This window comes from Pseudochrobactrum sp. XF203 (assembly GCF_020341615.1).
GTDB classification, from domain to species: Bacteria; Pseudomonadota; Alphaproteobacteria; order Rhizobiales; family Rhizobiaceae; genus Pseudochrobactrum; species Pseudochrobactrum saccharolyticum.
This window is the reverse complement of sequence record NZ_CP084392.1, coordinates 1,990,194-2,005,407: the sequence shown is the minus strand read 5'-3', so window position 1 is coordinate 2,005,407 and position 15,214 is coordinate 1,990,194. Positions and strand designations below refer to the sequence as shown.

At 51.3% G+C, this 15,214-nt stretch carries 20 protein-coding genes; 19 read left to right on the top strand and 1 reads right to left on the bottom strand.

Annotated elements, in window-relative coordinates:
- Positions 1-7 precede the first annotated feature (7 nt).
- The 19 genes from rpsQ to LDL70_RS09035 all read left to right on the top strand — a co-directional run bounded on the left by rpsQ (position 8) and on the right by LDL70_RS09035 (position 13,153).
- Entirely contained in the window at positions 8-238 is a 231-nt protein-coding gene (gene rpsQ / locus LDL70_RS09125; protein ID WP_022710947.1) for a 30S ribosomal protein S17, read from the top strand.
- A 79-nt stretch (positions 239-317) separates the two neighbouring features.
- Positions 318-686: a 50S ribosomal protein L14 gene (gene rplN / locus LDL70_RS09120; protein WP_022710948.1), complete on the top strand. Its 369-nt coding sequence runs from the start codon at positions 318-320 to the stop codon at positions 684-686.
- 13 nt (positions 687-699) lie between these two features.
- Positions 700-1,011, top strand: coding sequence for a 50S ribosomal protein L24 (gene rplX, locus LDL70_RS09115; protein WP_022710949.1), 312 nt, complete (start codon positions 700-702; stop codon positions 1,009-1,011).
- The gene (gene rplE / locus LDL70_RS09110; protein ID WP_022710950.1) at positions 1,004-1,561 is read left to right on the top strand and encodes a 50S ribosomal protein L5; all 558 of its coding nucleotides are present in this window, start codon (positions 1,004-1,006) and stop codon (positions 1,559-1,561) included. Before rplX ends, rplE begins: the two co-directional genes overlap by 8 nt.
- Before the next feature lie 26 nt (positions 1,562-1,587).
- On the top strand, positions 1,588-1,893 hold the full coding sequence (rpsN, locus tag LDL70_RS09105) for a 30S ribosomal protein S14 (RefSeq protein WP_022710951.1): 306 nt from the start codon (positions 1,588-1,590) through the stop codon (positions 1,891-1,893).
- Between the two features lie 13 nt (positions 1,894-1,906).
- Positions 1,907-2,305 (top strand): 30S ribosomal protein S8, encoded by a 399-nt coding sequence (gene rpsH, locus LDL70_RS09100; protein ID WP_022710952.1) that lies wholly within the window; start codon positions 1,907-1,909, stop codon positions 2,303-2,305.
- Between the two features lie 40 nt (positions 2,306-2,345).
- Entirely contained in the window at positions 2,346-2,879 is a 534-nt protein-coding gene (rplF, locus tag LDL70_RS09095) for a 50S ribosomal protein L6 (RefSeq protein ID WP_022710953.1), read from the top strand.
- 12 nt (positions 2,880-2,891) lie between these two features.
- Positions 2,892-3,254 carry a 50S ribosomal protein L18 gene (gene rplR, locus LDL70_RS09090; RefSeq protein WP_075654833.1) on the top strand — a complete coding sequence of 121 codons (363 nt, stop codon included), beginning with the start codon at positions 2,892-2,894 and terminating at the stop codon, positions 3,252-3,254.
- Positions 3,255-3,530: 276 nt separating this feature from the next.
- The gene (gene rpsE / locus LDL70_RS09085) at positions 3,531-4,091 is read left to right on the top strand and encodes a 30S ribosomal protein S5 (protein WP_022710955.1); all 561 of its coding nucleotides are present in this window, start codon (positions 3,531-3,533) and stop codon (positions 4,089-4,091) included.
- Between the two features lie 48 nt (positions 4,092-4,139).
- Positions 4,140-4,337, top strand: coding sequence for a 50S ribosomal protein L30 (gene rpmD / locus LDL70_RS09080; RefSeq protein WP_022710956.1), 198 nt, complete (start codon positions 4,140-4,142; stop codon positions 4,335-4,337).
- Positions 4,338-4,357: 20 nt separating this feature from the next.
- Complete coding sequence (gene rplO / locus LDL70_RS09075; protein WP_075654834.1) at positions 4,358-4,831, top strand: 50S ribosomal protein L15; 474 nt, start codon at positions 4,358-4,360, stop codon at positions 4,829-4,831.
- A gap of 152 nt (positions 4,832-4,983) precedes the next feature.
- Positions 4,984-6,324 (top strand): preprotein translocase subunit SecY, encoded by a 1,341-nt coding sequence (secY, locus tag LDL70_RS09070; protein WP_022710958.1) that lies wholly within the window; start codon positions 4,984-4,986, stop codon positions 6,322-6,324.
- Positions 6,321-6,905, top strand: a complete 585-nt coding sequence (locus LDL70_RS09065) for an adenylate kinase (protein WP_022710959.1) — start codon at positions 6,321-6,323, stop codon at positions 6,903-6,905. Before secY ends, LDL70_RS09065 begins: the two co-directional genes overlap by 4 nt.
- A gap of 485 nt (positions 6,906-7,390) precedes the next feature.
- Positions 7,391-7,759, top strand: a complete 369-nt coding sequence (gene rpsM / locus LDL70_RS09060; RefSeq protein ID WP_022710961.1) for a 30S ribosomal protein S13 — start codon at positions 7,391-7,393, stop codon at positions 7,757-7,759.
- A gap of 236 nt (positions 7,760-7,995) precedes the next feature.
- Complete coding sequence (gene rpsK / locus LDL70_RS09055; RefSeq protein WP_022710962.1) at positions 7,996-8,385, top strand: 30S ribosomal protein S11; 390 nt, start codon at positions 7,996-7,998, stop codon at positions 8,383-8,385.
- 105 nt (positions 8,386-8,490) lie between these two features.
- On the top strand, positions 8,491-9,504 hold the full coding sequence (locus tag LDL70_RS09050) for a DNA-directed RNA polymerase subunit alpha (RefSeq protein ID WP_022710963.1): 1,014 nt from the start codon (positions 8,491-8,493) through the stop codon (positions 9,502-9,504).
- Positions 9,505-9,546: 42 nt separating this feature from the next.
- Positions 9,547-9,972, top strand: a complete 426-nt coding sequence (rplQ, locus tag LDL70_RS09045; protein WP_022710964.1) for a 50S ribosomal protein L17 — start codon at positions 9,547-9,549, stop codon at positions 9,970-9,972.
- A gap of 293 nt (positions 9,973-10,265) precedes the next feature.
- Positions 10,266-11,738: a DegQ family serine endoprotease gene (locus LDL70_RS09040; protein ID WP_225684896.1), complete on the top strand. Its 1,473-nt coding sequence runs from the start codon at positions 10,266-10,268 to the stop codon at positions 11,736-11,738.
- Positions 11,739-11,839: 101 nt separating this feature from the next.
- Positions 11,840-13,153, top strand: coding sequence for a replication-associated recombination protein A (locus LDL70_RS09035; RefSeq protein WP_225684895.1), 1,314 nt, complete (start codon positions 11,840-11,842; stop codon positions 13,151-13,153).
- Between the two features lie 165 nt (positions 13,154-13,318).
- Here the strand turns inward: LDL70_RS09035 and LDL70_RS09030 are convergent, their stop codons facing one another.
- Positions 13,319-15,115 carry a glucan ABC transporter ATP-binding protein/ permease gene (locus LDL70_RS09030; RefSeq protein ID WP_022710967.1) on the bottom strand — a complete coding sequence of 599 codons (1,797 nt, stop codon included), beginning with the start codon at positions 15,113-15,115 and terminating at the stop codon, positions 13,319-13,321.
- Positions 15,116-15,214: the final 99 nt, after the last annotated feature.

The following is a 15,214-nucleotide window of genomic DNA, read 5'->3' as shown; positions in this document are numbered from 1 at the left end:
TTAAATAATGCCTAAACGCATTCTGCAGGGCGTTGTCGTCAGCGACAAGAACGACAAAACTGTCGTTGTTAAAGTGGAGCGCCGTTTCGCGCATCCACTGCTTCAGAAGATTATTCGTCAATCGAAGAAGTACAAAGCGCATGACGAAAACAACCAGTTCAAGGTTGGTGATCAGGTTTCCATTCAGGAATCTGCTCCAATTTCGAAAGACAAACGTTGGGTAGTTCTCGCGAACTAAGCAACGGGCTAACATTAAACACGCAGCTTAGGTAGGGCAGGAGCCCTTAACCAGCTGAGAGATAAGAAGGCGGCCAGTCATGATTCAGATGCAAACAAACCTCGACGTGGCGGATAACTCCGGCGCACGTCGTGTCATGTGCATCAAGGTGCTGGGCGGCTCGAAACGGAAATACGCTTCCGTTGGTGACATCATTGTGGTGTCCATCAAGGAAGCGATTCCTCGTGGCCGCGTTAAAAAAGGTGACGTAATGAAAGCGGTTGTGGTTCGCACAGCTAAAGACATTCGTCGCCCAGATGGTAGCGTTATCCGTTTTGATAACAATGCTGCTGTTTTGATTGACAACAAGAAAGAGCCTATCGGCACTCGTATCTTCGGACCGGTTCCGCGTGAACTTCGCGCTAAGAGCCACATGAAGATCATCTCGCTGGCTCCAGAAGTTCTGTAAGGGAAGTTCGACGATGCAAAAGATTCGCAAAGGCGACCGCGTTGTTGTGCTTGCCGGTAAGGACAAGGGCCGTACCGGTGAAGTGATCAAGGTCTTGCCGAAAGAAGATCAGGCTTTCGTAAGCGGTATCAATATTGTTAAGCGCCACCAGCGTCAGACACAGACTCAGGAAGCCGGCATTATTTCGAAAGAAGCCGCAATCCATCTGTCAAACCTGGCGATTGCTGATCCTAAAGACGGTAAACCAACCCGCGTTGGTTTCGTCGAGAAAGACGGCAAGAAGGTACGCGTAGCAAAACGTTCCGGAGAGTCGATCGATGGCTGAAGCAAAGAGTGAACCACGCTTCAAGACGCTTTATAAGGATACAATCCGTAAAGCTATGCTTGAAGAGTTCAAATACAGCAACGAAATGCAGATTCCACGCGTTTCGAAAGTTGTAATCAATATGGGTGTTGGCGAAGCCACTGCAGACTCCAAAAAGCCTGCGCGTGCTGCCGAAGATCTGTCTCAGATCGCCGGTCAGAAAGCCGTTGTCACCCGTGCACGCAACTCGATCGCTACCTTCAAACTCCGTGAAGATATGCCGATCGGTACGAAAGTCACCCTGCGTGGTGAGCGTATGTACGAATTTTTGGATCGTCTGATCACGATCGCGCTTCCACGCGTTCGCGACTTCCGCGGTCTGAATCCTAAAAGCTTTGACGGTCGTGGCAACTTCGCCATGGGTATCAAGGAACACATCGTGTTTCCAGAAATCAACTACGATAAAGTTGATCAGATCTGGGGCATGGACATCATCGTTTGCACGACTGCACCAACGGATGATGAAGCCCGCGCTCTTCTGCGCGCCTTCAACTTCCCGTTCCGCCAGTAACGGCAAGCGTAGCGAGGTAATCAAAAATGGCCAAGACTAGCGCAGTCGAAAAAAACAAGCGCCGCGAAAAGTTGGTTAAGCGTCATGCTGAAAAGCGTGCACGTTTGAAGGCAATTGTTATGGATCAGTCCCTGCCTCTGGATGAGCGCTTCCGCGCTACCATTCAGCTGGCTGAGATGCCACGTAACTCCTCCAAGGTTCGCATTCGCAACCGTTGCGAAGTGTCCGGACGTCCACGCGGTTTCTACCGCAAGCTTAAGATGTCGCGTATTGCGTTGCGCCAGCTGGGTTCGCTCGGCCAGGTGCCAGGCATCGTGAAATCGAGCTGGTAAGGAGAGTTATAATATGACTATGTCAGATCCTATCGGCGATATGCTGACCCGCATCCGTAATGCTATCGGTCGTAAAAAGACCAAGCTTACAACCCCGGCTTCCAAGCTGCGTGCACGCGTATTGGACGTGTTGCAGGCTGAAGGCTATATCCGCGGATATACACAGACTGATTTTGACAACGGTAAATCCGAAATCGAAATCGAACTGAAATATTACGAAGGTATGCCAGTAATCCGTGAACTGACCCGCGTTTCCAAGCCGGGCCGTCGCGTTTACGTTTCAGTAAAGTCGATTCCTCAGGTCGCTAACGGCCTTGGTATCAGCATTCTTTCCACCCCTAAGGGTGTAATGGCTGATCATCAGGCTCGTGAGCAAAACGTTGGTGGTGAGCTGCTCTGCCGCATCTTCTGATGTGGCTGAGTGGTGAACATAGAAACGGACAGGGTTAACAATGTCTCGTATCGGTAAAAAACCCGTGCCGGTTCCGGCAGGCGTGACCGCCAGCGTTGATGGTCAGACTGTTACTGCCAAAGGCACGAAAGGCGAACTGAAGTTCGTCGTAAGTGATGAAGTAAGCGTGAAGATGGAAGAGGGCGCAGTAAGCGTTACTCCTCTGTCCCAGTCGAAAGACGCCCGCGCTAAGTGGGGCATGGCCCGTACCATGATCAGCAACATCTTCGTCGGTGTTAAAGACGGTTTCGAAAAGAAACTTGAAATCTCCGGCGTTGGTTATCGTGCTGCTATGCAGGGCAAAAACCTTCAGCTTTCGCTGGGTTTCAGCCATGAAGTTGTATACGATGTTCCAGCTGGCATCACTGTTGCAACACCTAAGCCAACGGAAATCGTTGTCTCCGGTATTGACAAGCAGGTTGTCGGGCAGGTTGCTGCCGAGATCCGCGAATACCGTTCGCCAGAACCTTATAAAGGTAAAGGCGTTAAGTATGCCGGTGAAGTTATCGTCCGCAAGGCCGGTAAGAAGAAATAAGGAACACGTGTTATGGCATCGCCTAAACAAACTATTCAGCGCCGTGCTGCACGCGTTCGTCGTCAGCTCAAAGCTGTTTCGAATGGCCGCCTGCGCTTGAGCGTACATCGTACATCTAAGAATATCTATGCACAGATTATCGATGATGTACGTGGTCACACTGTTGCTGCTGCTTCCACCCTTGACGGTGACCTTAAAAAGTCCCTGAAGACTGGTGCAGACAGTGCAGCTGCCGCTGCAGTTGGCAAGCTGGTTGCAGAACGCGCCGCTAAAGCCGGTGTAGCAGAAGTTGTCTTCGATCGTGGTGCATATATTTTCCACGGCCGTGTGAAAGCTCTTGCAGACGCAGCACGCGAAGCTGGTCTCAGCTTCTAATAAAATTAAAAAATGTCGTCAGGTGCTTGCATTTGACGACATTTTTTCTGTATTACAGCGCCGTGAGGCTTAAGTGACTCACTTTTTATTGCTGTAAGCTGACTACGCATCATATTTTCATAACCGTTTACGGTTCTGGTCTGATGTAATGACACTTCCGGTTTGGTTTCTGATTTATCAGAGAGCTGAACTGCGGGTGTCAATTTGTGCATTTTCGGGTTTAATAGCTTGTTAATGTTTCACTTGTGCTTCCGGAAAAGAAAAAGGAATTAGGAAATGGCACAGAAAGAACGTAATCGCGAAGATCGCGCCCGCGAAGAGCGTGACAGCGAATTCGTCGATAAGCTGGTACACATCAACCGCGTTGCCAAAGTTGTTAAAGGCGGCCGTCGTTTCGGTTTTGCTGCTCTGGTCGTTGTTGGTGATCAGAAGGGCCGTGTAGGCTTTGGTCATGGTAAGGCTCGCGAAGTGCCTGAAGCAATCCGTAAGGCAACTGAAGCTGCCAAGCGCGATATGATTTTTGTTCCGCTGCGCTCAGGCCGTACACTGCACCACGATGTGCAGGGTCGTCATGGCGCCGGCAAGGTTCTTCTTCGCTCGGCACCTGCCGGTAAAGGTATCATCGCTGGTGGTCCAATGCGTGCGGTTTTCGAAACCCTCGGCGTTCAGGACGTTGTAGCCAAGTCGCTTGGCTCATCCAATCCATACAACATGGTGCGTGCAACTTTTGATGCGCTGAAGCATCAGATGCACCCGAAAGATATCGCTGCACAGCGCGGTATTAAGTATTCCACACTGCAGGCTCGTCGTCACGACGTAGTTGCCGGTGAAGAATAACCATTGGGTGAGGGGCGTTAGCCCCACAAGGACTTAAGGAACAAAGTTATGTCTTCGACTAAAGGCAAAACGGTTACCGTTGAACAGATTGGTAGCCCAATTCGTCGTCCGAAAGAACAGCGCGCTACGCTCGTTGGTCTCGGTCTTAACAAAATGCGCCGCCGCAGCACACTGGAAGATACACCTTCCGTTCGTGGTATGATTGCCAAGGTTGCGCACCTCGTCCGCGTTGTGGACGAAGCTTAATCAAGCGCAGGAGAATTATCATGAAACTTAATGATCTGCGTGAAAACCCAGGTGCAACCAAGGCCCGTAAACGCGTTGGCCGTGGTATCGGTTCCGGCTCCGGCAAGACCGGTGGTCGCGGTGTGAAGGGTCAGAAGTCCCGTTCAGGCGTGTCCATCAATGGTTTTGAAGGCGGCCAGATGCCAATCTACCGTCGCTTGCCAAAGCGCGGTTTCACCAACATCTTCGCTAAGAAGTTCAATGTTGTGTCGGTTGGTCGCATTCAGGAAGCTGTGGATGCCGGTAAGCTGGATGCAAAAGCATCCGTTACCTCTGAAGCCCTGATCGCTGCTGGTATCATCCGTCGCGCTCTGGATGGTTTCCGCGTTGTTTCCGATGGCGAAATCACAGCTAAGCTGGTGATTGAAGCTGCCGGTGCTTCTAAGGTTGCGATCGAAAAGATCGAAAAAGCAGGCGGTTCGGTAAAATTACCTGAAGCTGCTTCTGCCGAATAAGGCCTCAGAAATACCTTCAAGACGGCGGCCTTAGTGCCGCCGTTTTCAACTTTATGCCTATTGATTGCATGTGCCTACTTGCGCCTTGTTGTCTATGGGCATATCTGGGGAGGGGCGTCAGATTCTGACGTACGACAGACCGGAGTAATCTCATGGCATCGGCTGCTGAACAGCTTGCATCCAATTTGAATTTTTCAGCCTTCTCGAAGGCGACTGAGCTCAAGAAGCGTATCTGGTTTACGCTCGGGGCTCTGCTTGTGTATCGTTTTGGTACCTATATTCCTTTGCCGGGCATTAATCCTGACGCGCTGGCCCAGTCGTTCCAGCAGCACAGCCAGGGTGTGCTGGGGCTGTTCAATATGTTCGCCGGCGGTGCTGTTGCCCGTATGGCGATTTTTGCGCTCGGGATTATGCCGTATATTTCGGCATCGATTATCGTACAGCTTATGACCTCTGTGGTGCCTTCTCTTGAAGCGCTGAAGAAAGAGGGCGAAGCCGGACGTAAAGTTATCAATCAGTATACACGTTACGGTACGGTGCTTCTGGCGCTTGTGCAGGCCTATGCAATATCTGTGGGGCTTGAATCCGGCAGCGGTATTGTGTCTGAGCCGGGACTGTTCTTCCGTATCACTTCGGTGATTACGCTTGTCGGCGGTACAATGTTCCTGATGTGGCTCGGCGAACAGATCACTGCGCGTGGTATCGGTAACGGTATTTCCCTGATCATTTTCGCAGGTATTGTTGCAAACCTTCCGCAGGCTATCTCCGGTACGCTCGAACTCGGCCGTACAGGTGCTTTGTCAACAGCGCTGATCCTTGGTGTGATTGTTCTCGCAATTGCGCTGATCGCAGTGATCGTGTTTGTTGAACGCGCACAGCGTCGTCTGCTGATCCAGTATCCGAAGCGTCAGGTGGGTAACCGTATGGCGCAGGGCGAAACTTCGCATCTGCCGCTGAAGCTGAATACTGCCGGTGTTATTCCTCCGATCTTTGCATCTTCGCTGCTCTTGCTGCCTGCAACTGTTGCCGGTTTCGCAAATACAGAAAATATGCCTGCCTGGGGAAGCACGCTGCTGGCCGCTCTTGGTCACGGTCAGCCGATCTATATGTTCCTCTATGCGGCGCTGATGGCATTCTTCTGCTTCTTCTACACAGCGATTGTCTTTAATCCTAAGGACACTGCTGACCAGCTGAAGAAACATTCGGGCTTTATTCCGGGTATCCGTCCGGGTGAACGCACTGCTGAATATATTGATTATGTTCTGACCCGCATTACAGTGGTTGGCGCTATCTATATCGTGATTGTCTGTCTTGTACCTGAGTTCCTGATTTCAGCGGCCGGTGTACCTTTCTATCTCGGTGGTACGTCCCTGCTTATTGTTGTCAACGTAACACTTGATACAGTTGCTCAGATTCAGGGTCATCTCATTGCTCATCAATATGAGGGGCTGATTAAAAAATCCAAACTTCGTGGGGGAAGACGGGCGAGATGAGACTCATACTTTTAGGACCTCCGGGTGCAGGCAAGGGAACTCAGGCAAAAATTCTTACAGAAAAATATGCCATTCCCCAGCTCTCAACCGGTGACATGCTCCGTGCGGCAGTTGCCGCACAGACTGAAGTCGGTAAACGTGCCAAAGCAGTTATGGATGCAGGTCAGTTGGTTTCGGACGAGATCGTGAATGCGATTGTTTCGGATCGCATCGATCAGCCGGACTGTGCAGGCGGATTTATCCTTGACGGTTATCCGCGTACAGTGCCTCAGGCGCAGGCGCTGACAGGTATGCTGAAAGAAAAGCATGCTGAACTGGATGCAGTGATTGAACTGAAGGTCGATGAGACTGCTCTGATCAAGCGTATGGAAAACCGCGTTGCGGAAACCATTGCTGCAGGTGGTACTGTCCGTTCAGATGATAATCCTGAGGCTTTCCGCAAGCGTCTGGTTGAGTATCGTGAGAAAACCGCACCTCTGTCTGATTATTATGCAGGTACCGGTGAACTGAAGCTGGTAGATGGCATGGCCGCTATGGCTGATGTTACAGCAGAGATTGAAAAGCTTCTGCTTCCTGCCTGATCGTCGGATCCGGTCTTTTTGAAAATCCAAAGCGCTGATCTGATAATATCGGGTCGGCGCTTTGACTTTTAGAAGCAGGTGTTTGCAATTTAGTTTTAACGAAATGATAAGCATTTACGCCTGTTCTCTCTTAGAGGTTGACTTTTCCTCACGATTCCGTCAAAGACAGCGACAATTCGCTTAATTCAGATGGGCGCAACCGGTTTTCCGGTTTCGTTCATTTTTATGCTGTCTGTATCCGGTGGTTCGGTGCAGGCATAGAGAACAGATCCGGCTTTGTTGAAAATCCGGTGGATCTCTTGGATTTCGGACGTGTTATTAGCCGTTAACTCGCAGATTTTTGCGAGAACAACTTGCGGATAGCGTTCGGTAGAGCTCATTACAGCGTGAACCGGCTTTCCGGTGCTGTAATATTTTAAACTACCGTATGATTATAAAACATGCCGATGCGGCTGTTATCTTGCGGTTCATACAGGAGAAAGCGCATGGCACGTATTGCTGGCGTAAACATTCCAACGAATAAGCGTGCGATCATTGCACTTCAGTATATTCACGGCATCGGTCCTAAATTTGCTGCTGAAATCATGGAAAAGGTCGGCATTGCGCTTGATCGCCGTGTAAACCAGCTGACAGATGCTGAAGTTCTGCAGATCCGTGAAACCATTGACCGTGATTACCGCGTTGAAGGTGATCTGCGTCGTGAAGTTTCGATGAATATCAAGCGTCTGATGGATCTGGGCTGCTACCGCGGTCTGCGTCATCGTCGCTCCCTGCCGGTTCGCGGTCAGCGTACCCACACCAATGCTCGTACCCGTAAGGGTCCTGCAAAGGCAATCGCCGGTAAGAAGAAGTAATTTGCTGGTACCGGAGCTGTTTTATAAAACGGCTCCGGTATTTGCTCGTCTCTGCCTCACTTTTATGGAGCGGGTCAGAGACACGCGCAGATTATGCTCCGTTTACGGGGCGTCTTAAAAATTTGGCTCCGAGAGGTGCCAATAAACAGATCCAGATATGTCTTGCCTGATGGCTGGATATGTCGGTGGAGCCGCTGGTATTACGGCGGTGTCGAGATCAATTGGAAGGACTAGTTATGGCTAAAGATGCCGGTCGCGTTCGTCGTCGCGAACGTAAAAATATTTCCTCGGGTGTTGCTCACGTTAATTCGTCGTTCAACAACACACTGATCACTATCACTGACGCACAGGGCAATGCAATTGCCTGGTCTTCAGCTGGTGCACAGGGCTTCAAGGGTTCGCGTAAGTCGACTCCTTTTGCTGCTCAGATCGCTGCTGAAGATTGCGCCAAGAAGGCTCAGGAACACGGCATGCGTTCGCTGGAAGTTGAAGTTTGCGGTCCGGGTTCCGGCCGTGAATCCGCACTTCGCGCTCTGCAGGCTGCCGGTTTCACAATCACTTCGATCCGTGATGTGACCCCGATCCCGCACAATGGTTGCCGTCCACGCAAGAAGCGTCGCGTCTAATCAGTCCATCGCCGCAAGGGCCCGAACTTATGTTCAGGTCTTTCGTGGTTTCCGCTCTCTGTTGCCACGATTGGATAGTGGCAAAGCTAGATTAAAGGAAAGCACATGATTCAGAAAAACTGGCAGGAACTGATCAAGCCTAACAAGGTTGATTTTCTTACCCAGGGCTCGAAGAATAAGGTCACTGTTGTGGCTGAGCCGCTTGAACGCGGTTACGGTCTGACATTGGGTAACGCGCTGCGTCGCGTTCTTCTTTCTTCGCTACGCGGTGCTGCGGTGACTGCTGTTCAGATTGACGGCGTTCTGCATGAATTCTCGTCGATCAACGGCGTGCGTGAAGACGTAACCGATATCGTACTGAATGTTAAAGAAATCGCTATCCGTATGGAAGGCGATGGACCTAAGCGCATGGTTGTCCGCAAGGAAGGACCAGGCGTCGTAACGGCTGGTGATATCCAGACGGTTGGTGATGTTGAAATCCTTAATCCGGATCACGTCATCTGCACCCTCGATGAGGGCGCTGAAATCCGCATGGAATTCACTGTCAATACGGGCAAGGGCTATGTGCCTGCTGACCGTAACCGCGCTGAAGATGCTCCGATCGGTCTTATTCCGGTTGACAGCCTCTATTCACCGGTACGTAAGGTTTCCTACAAGATCGAAAACACCCGTGAGGGACAGGTTCTCGATTATGACAAGCTGATCCTCAATGTTGAGACCAACGGCTCTGTCACTGGTGAAGATGCAGTTGCTTATGCAGCCCGCATTCTTCAGGACCAGCTTGCGATCTTCGTCAACTTTGACGAGCCGCAGAAGGAAGCTCCGCAGGAACAGGTTGCTGAACTCGCATTCAATCCGGCTCTGCTTAAGAAAGTGGATGAACTGGAACTGTCTGTCCGTTCTGCAAACTGCCTGAAGAACGATAACATCGTTTATATCGGCGATCTGATCCAGAAGACAGAAGCCGAAATGCTGCGGACTCCGAATTTCGGCCGCAAGTCGCTGAACGAAATCAAAGAAGTTCTGGCGTCGATGGGACTCCATCTCGGTATGGAAATCCCGACCTGGCCGCCGGAAAATATCGAAGATCTCGCTAAGCGCTACGAAGATCAATATTGAGACCGGTTGCGACCGGAAGATAGATTTTAAAGGAGAAGGCTCATGCGCCACGGAAAGACACTCCGTAAGCTGAACCGGACTGCAAGCCACCGTAAGGCAATGTTCGCCAATATGGCTGCTTCGCTGATTGAACACGAACAGATCGTAACAACTTTGCCTAAGGCAAAGGAAATCCGTCCGATCGTTGAGAAGCTCATCACTCTCGGCAAGCGCGGTGATCTGCATGCACGTCGTCAGGCCATTTCGGCTATCCGCGATGTACAGCTGGTTCAGAAACTGTTCGACGTTCTGGCAACCCGTTATGCTGACCGTCACGGCGGCTATATCCGCATCATGAAAGCCGGTTTCCGTACCGGTGACAACGCTCCGATGGCTGTTGTTGAGTTCGTAGAACGCGACATCACTGCTAAAGGCGCTGCTGATCGCGCACGCGTTGAAGCTGAAGCTGCTGAAGCAGAAGCTGCATAATATCTGTTTAACGCAGATTATATAAATTAAGGGGCCTCACGGCCCCTTTTTATTTTTAGGTTTAATATTCTTGCCTTCCGAGATGAGGGCTTATTATCCACTTTTGTCTAAGTTTTCGGTTTTGCGATGATCTTGTATTCTTCTGAGAACAGGGGATTTATGTGAAATCGCTTCTAATGCACTGTTTTATTACAATAATTTAATTTTATGTTTGTTGTCCGGCCTCTTTTCCGTCTGGTTTTGAAGCCTATATTCATCCTAATCAGTCGGTTTCCGAAAAGTGGGATACAAGTATGGCTTCACATCTGCAGAATGATCCGGTCAATAAATCGGGGCGCTTAGGTAAAATTTACAAGGCCGGTCTGGCTGTTTTACTCACCGGCGTTATTGCAGCGGGAACAATTTCTGTGTTTGCGCCTGCCGTGAGTACACCTGCAATTGCCGAGAAACAGGTGCCGCAGTCCCATAGCGATATTCAGCTTTCCTACGCGCCTTTGGTAAAATCGACTTCTGGTGCGGTGGTGAATGTCTATGCCGGACGCAAAGTGCAGCAGCGTTCGCCATTTGCCGGTGATCCGTTTTTTGAACAGTTCTTCGGCGGTCAGATGCGTCCGAATAAGCCACGTTTGGAGCAGTCGCTGGGTTCCGGTGTTATCGTAGACAGTTCCGGTCTGATCGTGACCAATAATCACGTTATTGATGGTGCGGATGATATTAAAGTCGCGCTGGCTGATGGCCGTGAATTCTCATCAAAGCTGCTTCTCAATGATGTGACGACCGATCTGGCGATTCTGAAAATTGATGCCAAGGAAGAATTGCCAACGGTTAAGCTTGCTGATTCCGACAAGGTTGAGGTCGGTGATCTGGTGCTGGCAATCGGTAATCCGTTTGGTGTCGGACAGACCGTGACCAGCGGTATTGTTTCTGCGCAGTCACGTACACAGGTTGGTGTCTCGGATTTCGACTTCTTCATTCAGACCGATGCAGCGATTAATCCGGGTAATTCCGGCGGCGCGCTTATTGATATGAACGGTAATCTGATTGGTATCAACACGGCGATTTATTCGCGTAGCGGTGGTTCTGTCGGTATTGGTTTTGCTATTCCGTCGAATATGGTTTCAGCTGTGGTAAAATCTGCGGAGAGCGGCAGTGACACATTCGAGCGCCCTTATGTCGGTGCAACTTTTCAGGCGATTACACCGGATATTGCTGCCGGTCTTGGCCTGAGACAGCCTTCCGGTGCACTGATTACTGATCTGGTTGAGAAAAGCCCTGCGGCAGAAGCCGGTATTAAAGTCGGTGATGTGATTACAGCAATTGACGGTGTGAAGGTCGATAATCCGGATGCGCTGGCCTATCGCGTATCCACTGCCGGTATTGGCAAGACAGTGCAGATGACTGTGCTGAATGACGGTAAATCCCGTGAGGTTGCTGTTACGCTTGCCCAGCCGCCAAAAGAAGCGCCTGCACGGGAAGTCACAGGCCGCAATCCGCTGGCTGGTGCGCAGGTGCAAAATATTACACCGGAACTGGCACGCAAATCCGGCCTCGCACCGACAACACGCGGTGTGGTTATCAGCGGTGTAAAAAACAACACGCCTGCACAGGCGATGAATTTGAAGGCTGGTGACATTGTGCGCGGCGTGAATGGTACAGCCATTGCCAATGTCGACGATCTGCTGGCTGTGCTTTCTGCCGGACGCAGTGCATTATGGCGTTTGGATATTGAGCGCGATGGTGTAATTTACCGTCAGTTTGTTCGCTGATTTTTATCACAAGCGGTTGAGGGGAAACCTCATTTTCTGAAATCGCTTGTGCATGATTGAAACGGGGAGGCCGGTTTGCGAAAGCAATCCGGCCTGTTGCTATGAGTGATTTATTTTCATCTGCTGTTGATCCTTTAGCCGATCGTAACCGTCCGCTGGCCGACCGTATGCGTCCGCGAGACTTGAGTGAAGTCACAGGACAGGAGCATCTGACCGGTGAGCAGGGCATTCTCTCGCGTATGATTGCTTCCGGCAGCCTCGGTTCAATGATCTTCTGGGGCCCTCCCGGAACCGGCAAGACCACCATAGCGCGATTGCTGGCCGGTCATACAGATCTGGCCTTTGAGCAGATCTCGGCAATTTTCTCCGGCGTGGCTGATCTCAAAAAAGTTTTTGAAACGGCACGGGCACGGCGTATGTCCGGCCGCCAGACATTGCTGTTTGTCGACGAGATACATCGCTTCAACCGTGCGCAACAGGATAGTTTTCTGCCGGTTATGGAAGACGGCACGGTTGTGCTGATCGGCGCGACGACCGAAAACCCGTCATTTGAGCTCAACGCCGCTCTGTTGTCGCGTGCGCGGGTTTTGACCTTCAAGCCGCATGATGAGACAAGTATCATCACATTACTCGCCAAAGCCGAAGAGGTGGAGCAGAAGCCTTTGCCGCTGGATGCTGATGCCCGTGCCAGTCTGGTGCGTATGGCGGATGGTGATGGCCGTGCAGCGCTAACGCTCGCTGAAGAGGTTTGGCGTGCGGCGCGGCCTGATGAAGTGTTTACCGCCGAGCAATTGCAGGATATCGTGCAGCGTCGTGCGCCGGTCTATGACAAAGGGCAGGACGGGCATTATAATCTGATCTCGGCTCTGCATAAGTCTGTACGCGGTTCTGATCCCGATGCGGCACTCTATTATCTCAGCCGGATGTTTGATGCGGGTGAAGACCCGCTTTATCTCGGACGTCGTCTGGTACGTATGGCGGTGGAGGATATCGGTCTTGCCGACCCGCAGGCGCTTGTCATCTGTAATGCTGCCAAGGATGCCTATGATTATCTGGGCTCGCCGGAAGGGGAGTTGGCACTGGCACAGGCCTGTGTCTATCTGGCAACCGCACCAAAATCCAACGGTGTTTATATGGCCTATAAAGCCGCCAGACGCGCTGCCAAAGAAAACGGCTCTCTGCTGCCGCCGAAGCACATTCTCAACGCACCAACCAAGCTGATGCGGGATGAGGGCTATAATGAAGGCTACCGCTACGATCATGATGAGCCGGATGCCTTTTCAGGTCAGGATTATTTCCCTGAAAAAATGGGGCGTCAGCAATATTATAATCCGCCGGAGCGTGGCTTTGAGCGGGAAATCCGCAAACGCCTCGATTATTGGGCGAAGTTGCGGATTGAACGTAATCAAAAATAATATCGTATAATACAATAAAACCCGGTGGTTAGAGCGGTTTGTACATGAGTTGAATCATGCACACCGCTCTAACCCTTTTTTGAGCCGCATTTGTACGACGCTAAATAAATATTTAGCTGTAAAATGCTCAAGCCGGGTTTCCTTGTATTTAGATTCTGAAGTGCTTTATGCCGAAGCTTTTGAAGGGAAGCGCGTGACATTGCTGTTTTCATCAATGTCATTTGTCAGGTCTGCTTCTTCGGCCATCAGGCCGCCTGCACGCAGCAGAGAGGCGAAACGACCGCCTTTGGCTGCCAGCTCATTGAAGCTGCCGCTTTCGATGATGTGACCTTTATCAAGGAACAGCACCAGATCGGCATTGCGGACAGTCGAAAGACGGTGCGCGATGATGAAGGTTGTGCGGTCAGAGCTCAGATCATCAATAGCCTGTTTGACCATGCCTTCGGTTTCCACGTCGAGCGCAGAAGTAGCCTCATCAAGCACCAGAATTGGTGCATCTTTGAGGATAGCACGGGCAATCGCCAGACGCTGACGTTCACCACCGGAAAGCTGCGACCCGCGCTCACCGGCAACCGTGTCATAGCCTTCGCTTTTTGCGAGAATGAACTCATGAGCAGCGGCAGCTTTGGCAGCGGCATGCACTTCTTCATTGGTCGCACCTTCCGCACCGATACGGATATTATCCTCAATCGAGCGGTTGAACATACCGGCATCCTGAAACACCGTTGCCATGGCTTTGCGCAGCGATGAACGGCTGACATTGCGGGTATCTGTGCCGTCAATGCTGATATGACCGGCCACAGGATCATAAACACGCTGCAGCAAATTAATCAGCGTGGTTTTACCCGCACCTGTCGGGCCGACAATCGCCACGGTCTGACCGGCTTTGGCGGTAAAAGAAATGTCATAGACGCCCTGACCGGAATTGCGGAATTCATAGGTCACTTTGTCGAAGACGACTTCACCCTGCACATTTTTCAGATCATTGGCAGCTTGTGGCTCTTCATGCACAGCCACTGCATCTTCCATGGCGAAGAATTCTTCGAGTTTCGCGCGTGAAGAGGCGGTCTGGTTGATGAAGTTGCTGATCTGGTCGAGACGGCCGATCATCAGCTGGGCAAAACCGATAAAGGTAATCACTTCACCGACGCGCAGCTGGCCTTTGGAAACCAGATAGGCACCGATCAGCAGCACGATCACCATAGAAATGGTGGAAGCCATACGGTTCAGACCGCTGGCCAGTGCCCACCAGTTCAGCACTGGACGCTGAGTTTTTTCCAGAGTTGCCGCATAATCACGTAGGGCAGAGGCTTCCGCATTGATGCGGTTATAGCTCTGCAACACGGAAATATTGCTGATTGTATCGCTGATATGTTCAAACACTTTGTGATGGTGGCGCTCAACCGCAGCCTGTCCATCTTTGGTTTTCTGAATAACCAGCTGGCCGATCATCACATAAATCGCACCGAGTACCATCAGCACCAGTGTCAGGCGCGCATCCATGCTCAGCGCGGTCGGGATCAGCACAGCCAGCGCCACAATGGTGGTGAGGTGGTTGCGCATGAATTCCAGCCACAGCGTGAACAGCGTGTCGGTTGCACGGATCAGCGTGTGCAATGCATTGGAGGTGCCGCGCTGCTGATGCCATGCCAGCGGCATGGTGATGATGCCTTCGTAAGATTTGGTCAGGACGCCGAGACGGCGCTTATGCGCCAGCCGGTCAGCGCCGCGTGCAACCAGTACCACGGCGATAATGTTGAACACACCGAGACCTGCCCACAGAGCGAGGGTCGGGATAATCACGGTCTTTTGCGAAATCGCATCAATGACCCGACCGAACAGCACAGGTTCAAAAATGGTGATCACGCCAAGCGCAATATTCGCCAGCACGATAAGCGCTGTCGCTGTTCTCTCGGCTGAGAGATATTGCAGGGATCTCCAGTAAACGCGCACAATAGACACGGGCCACTCCGGTATAATGTCTGACCGAATTATATCCGCCAGTCAGATTGCGGTCAGAAAAACAAATGTTTAGCGGCAGCGGGAACATGATCCTGATTG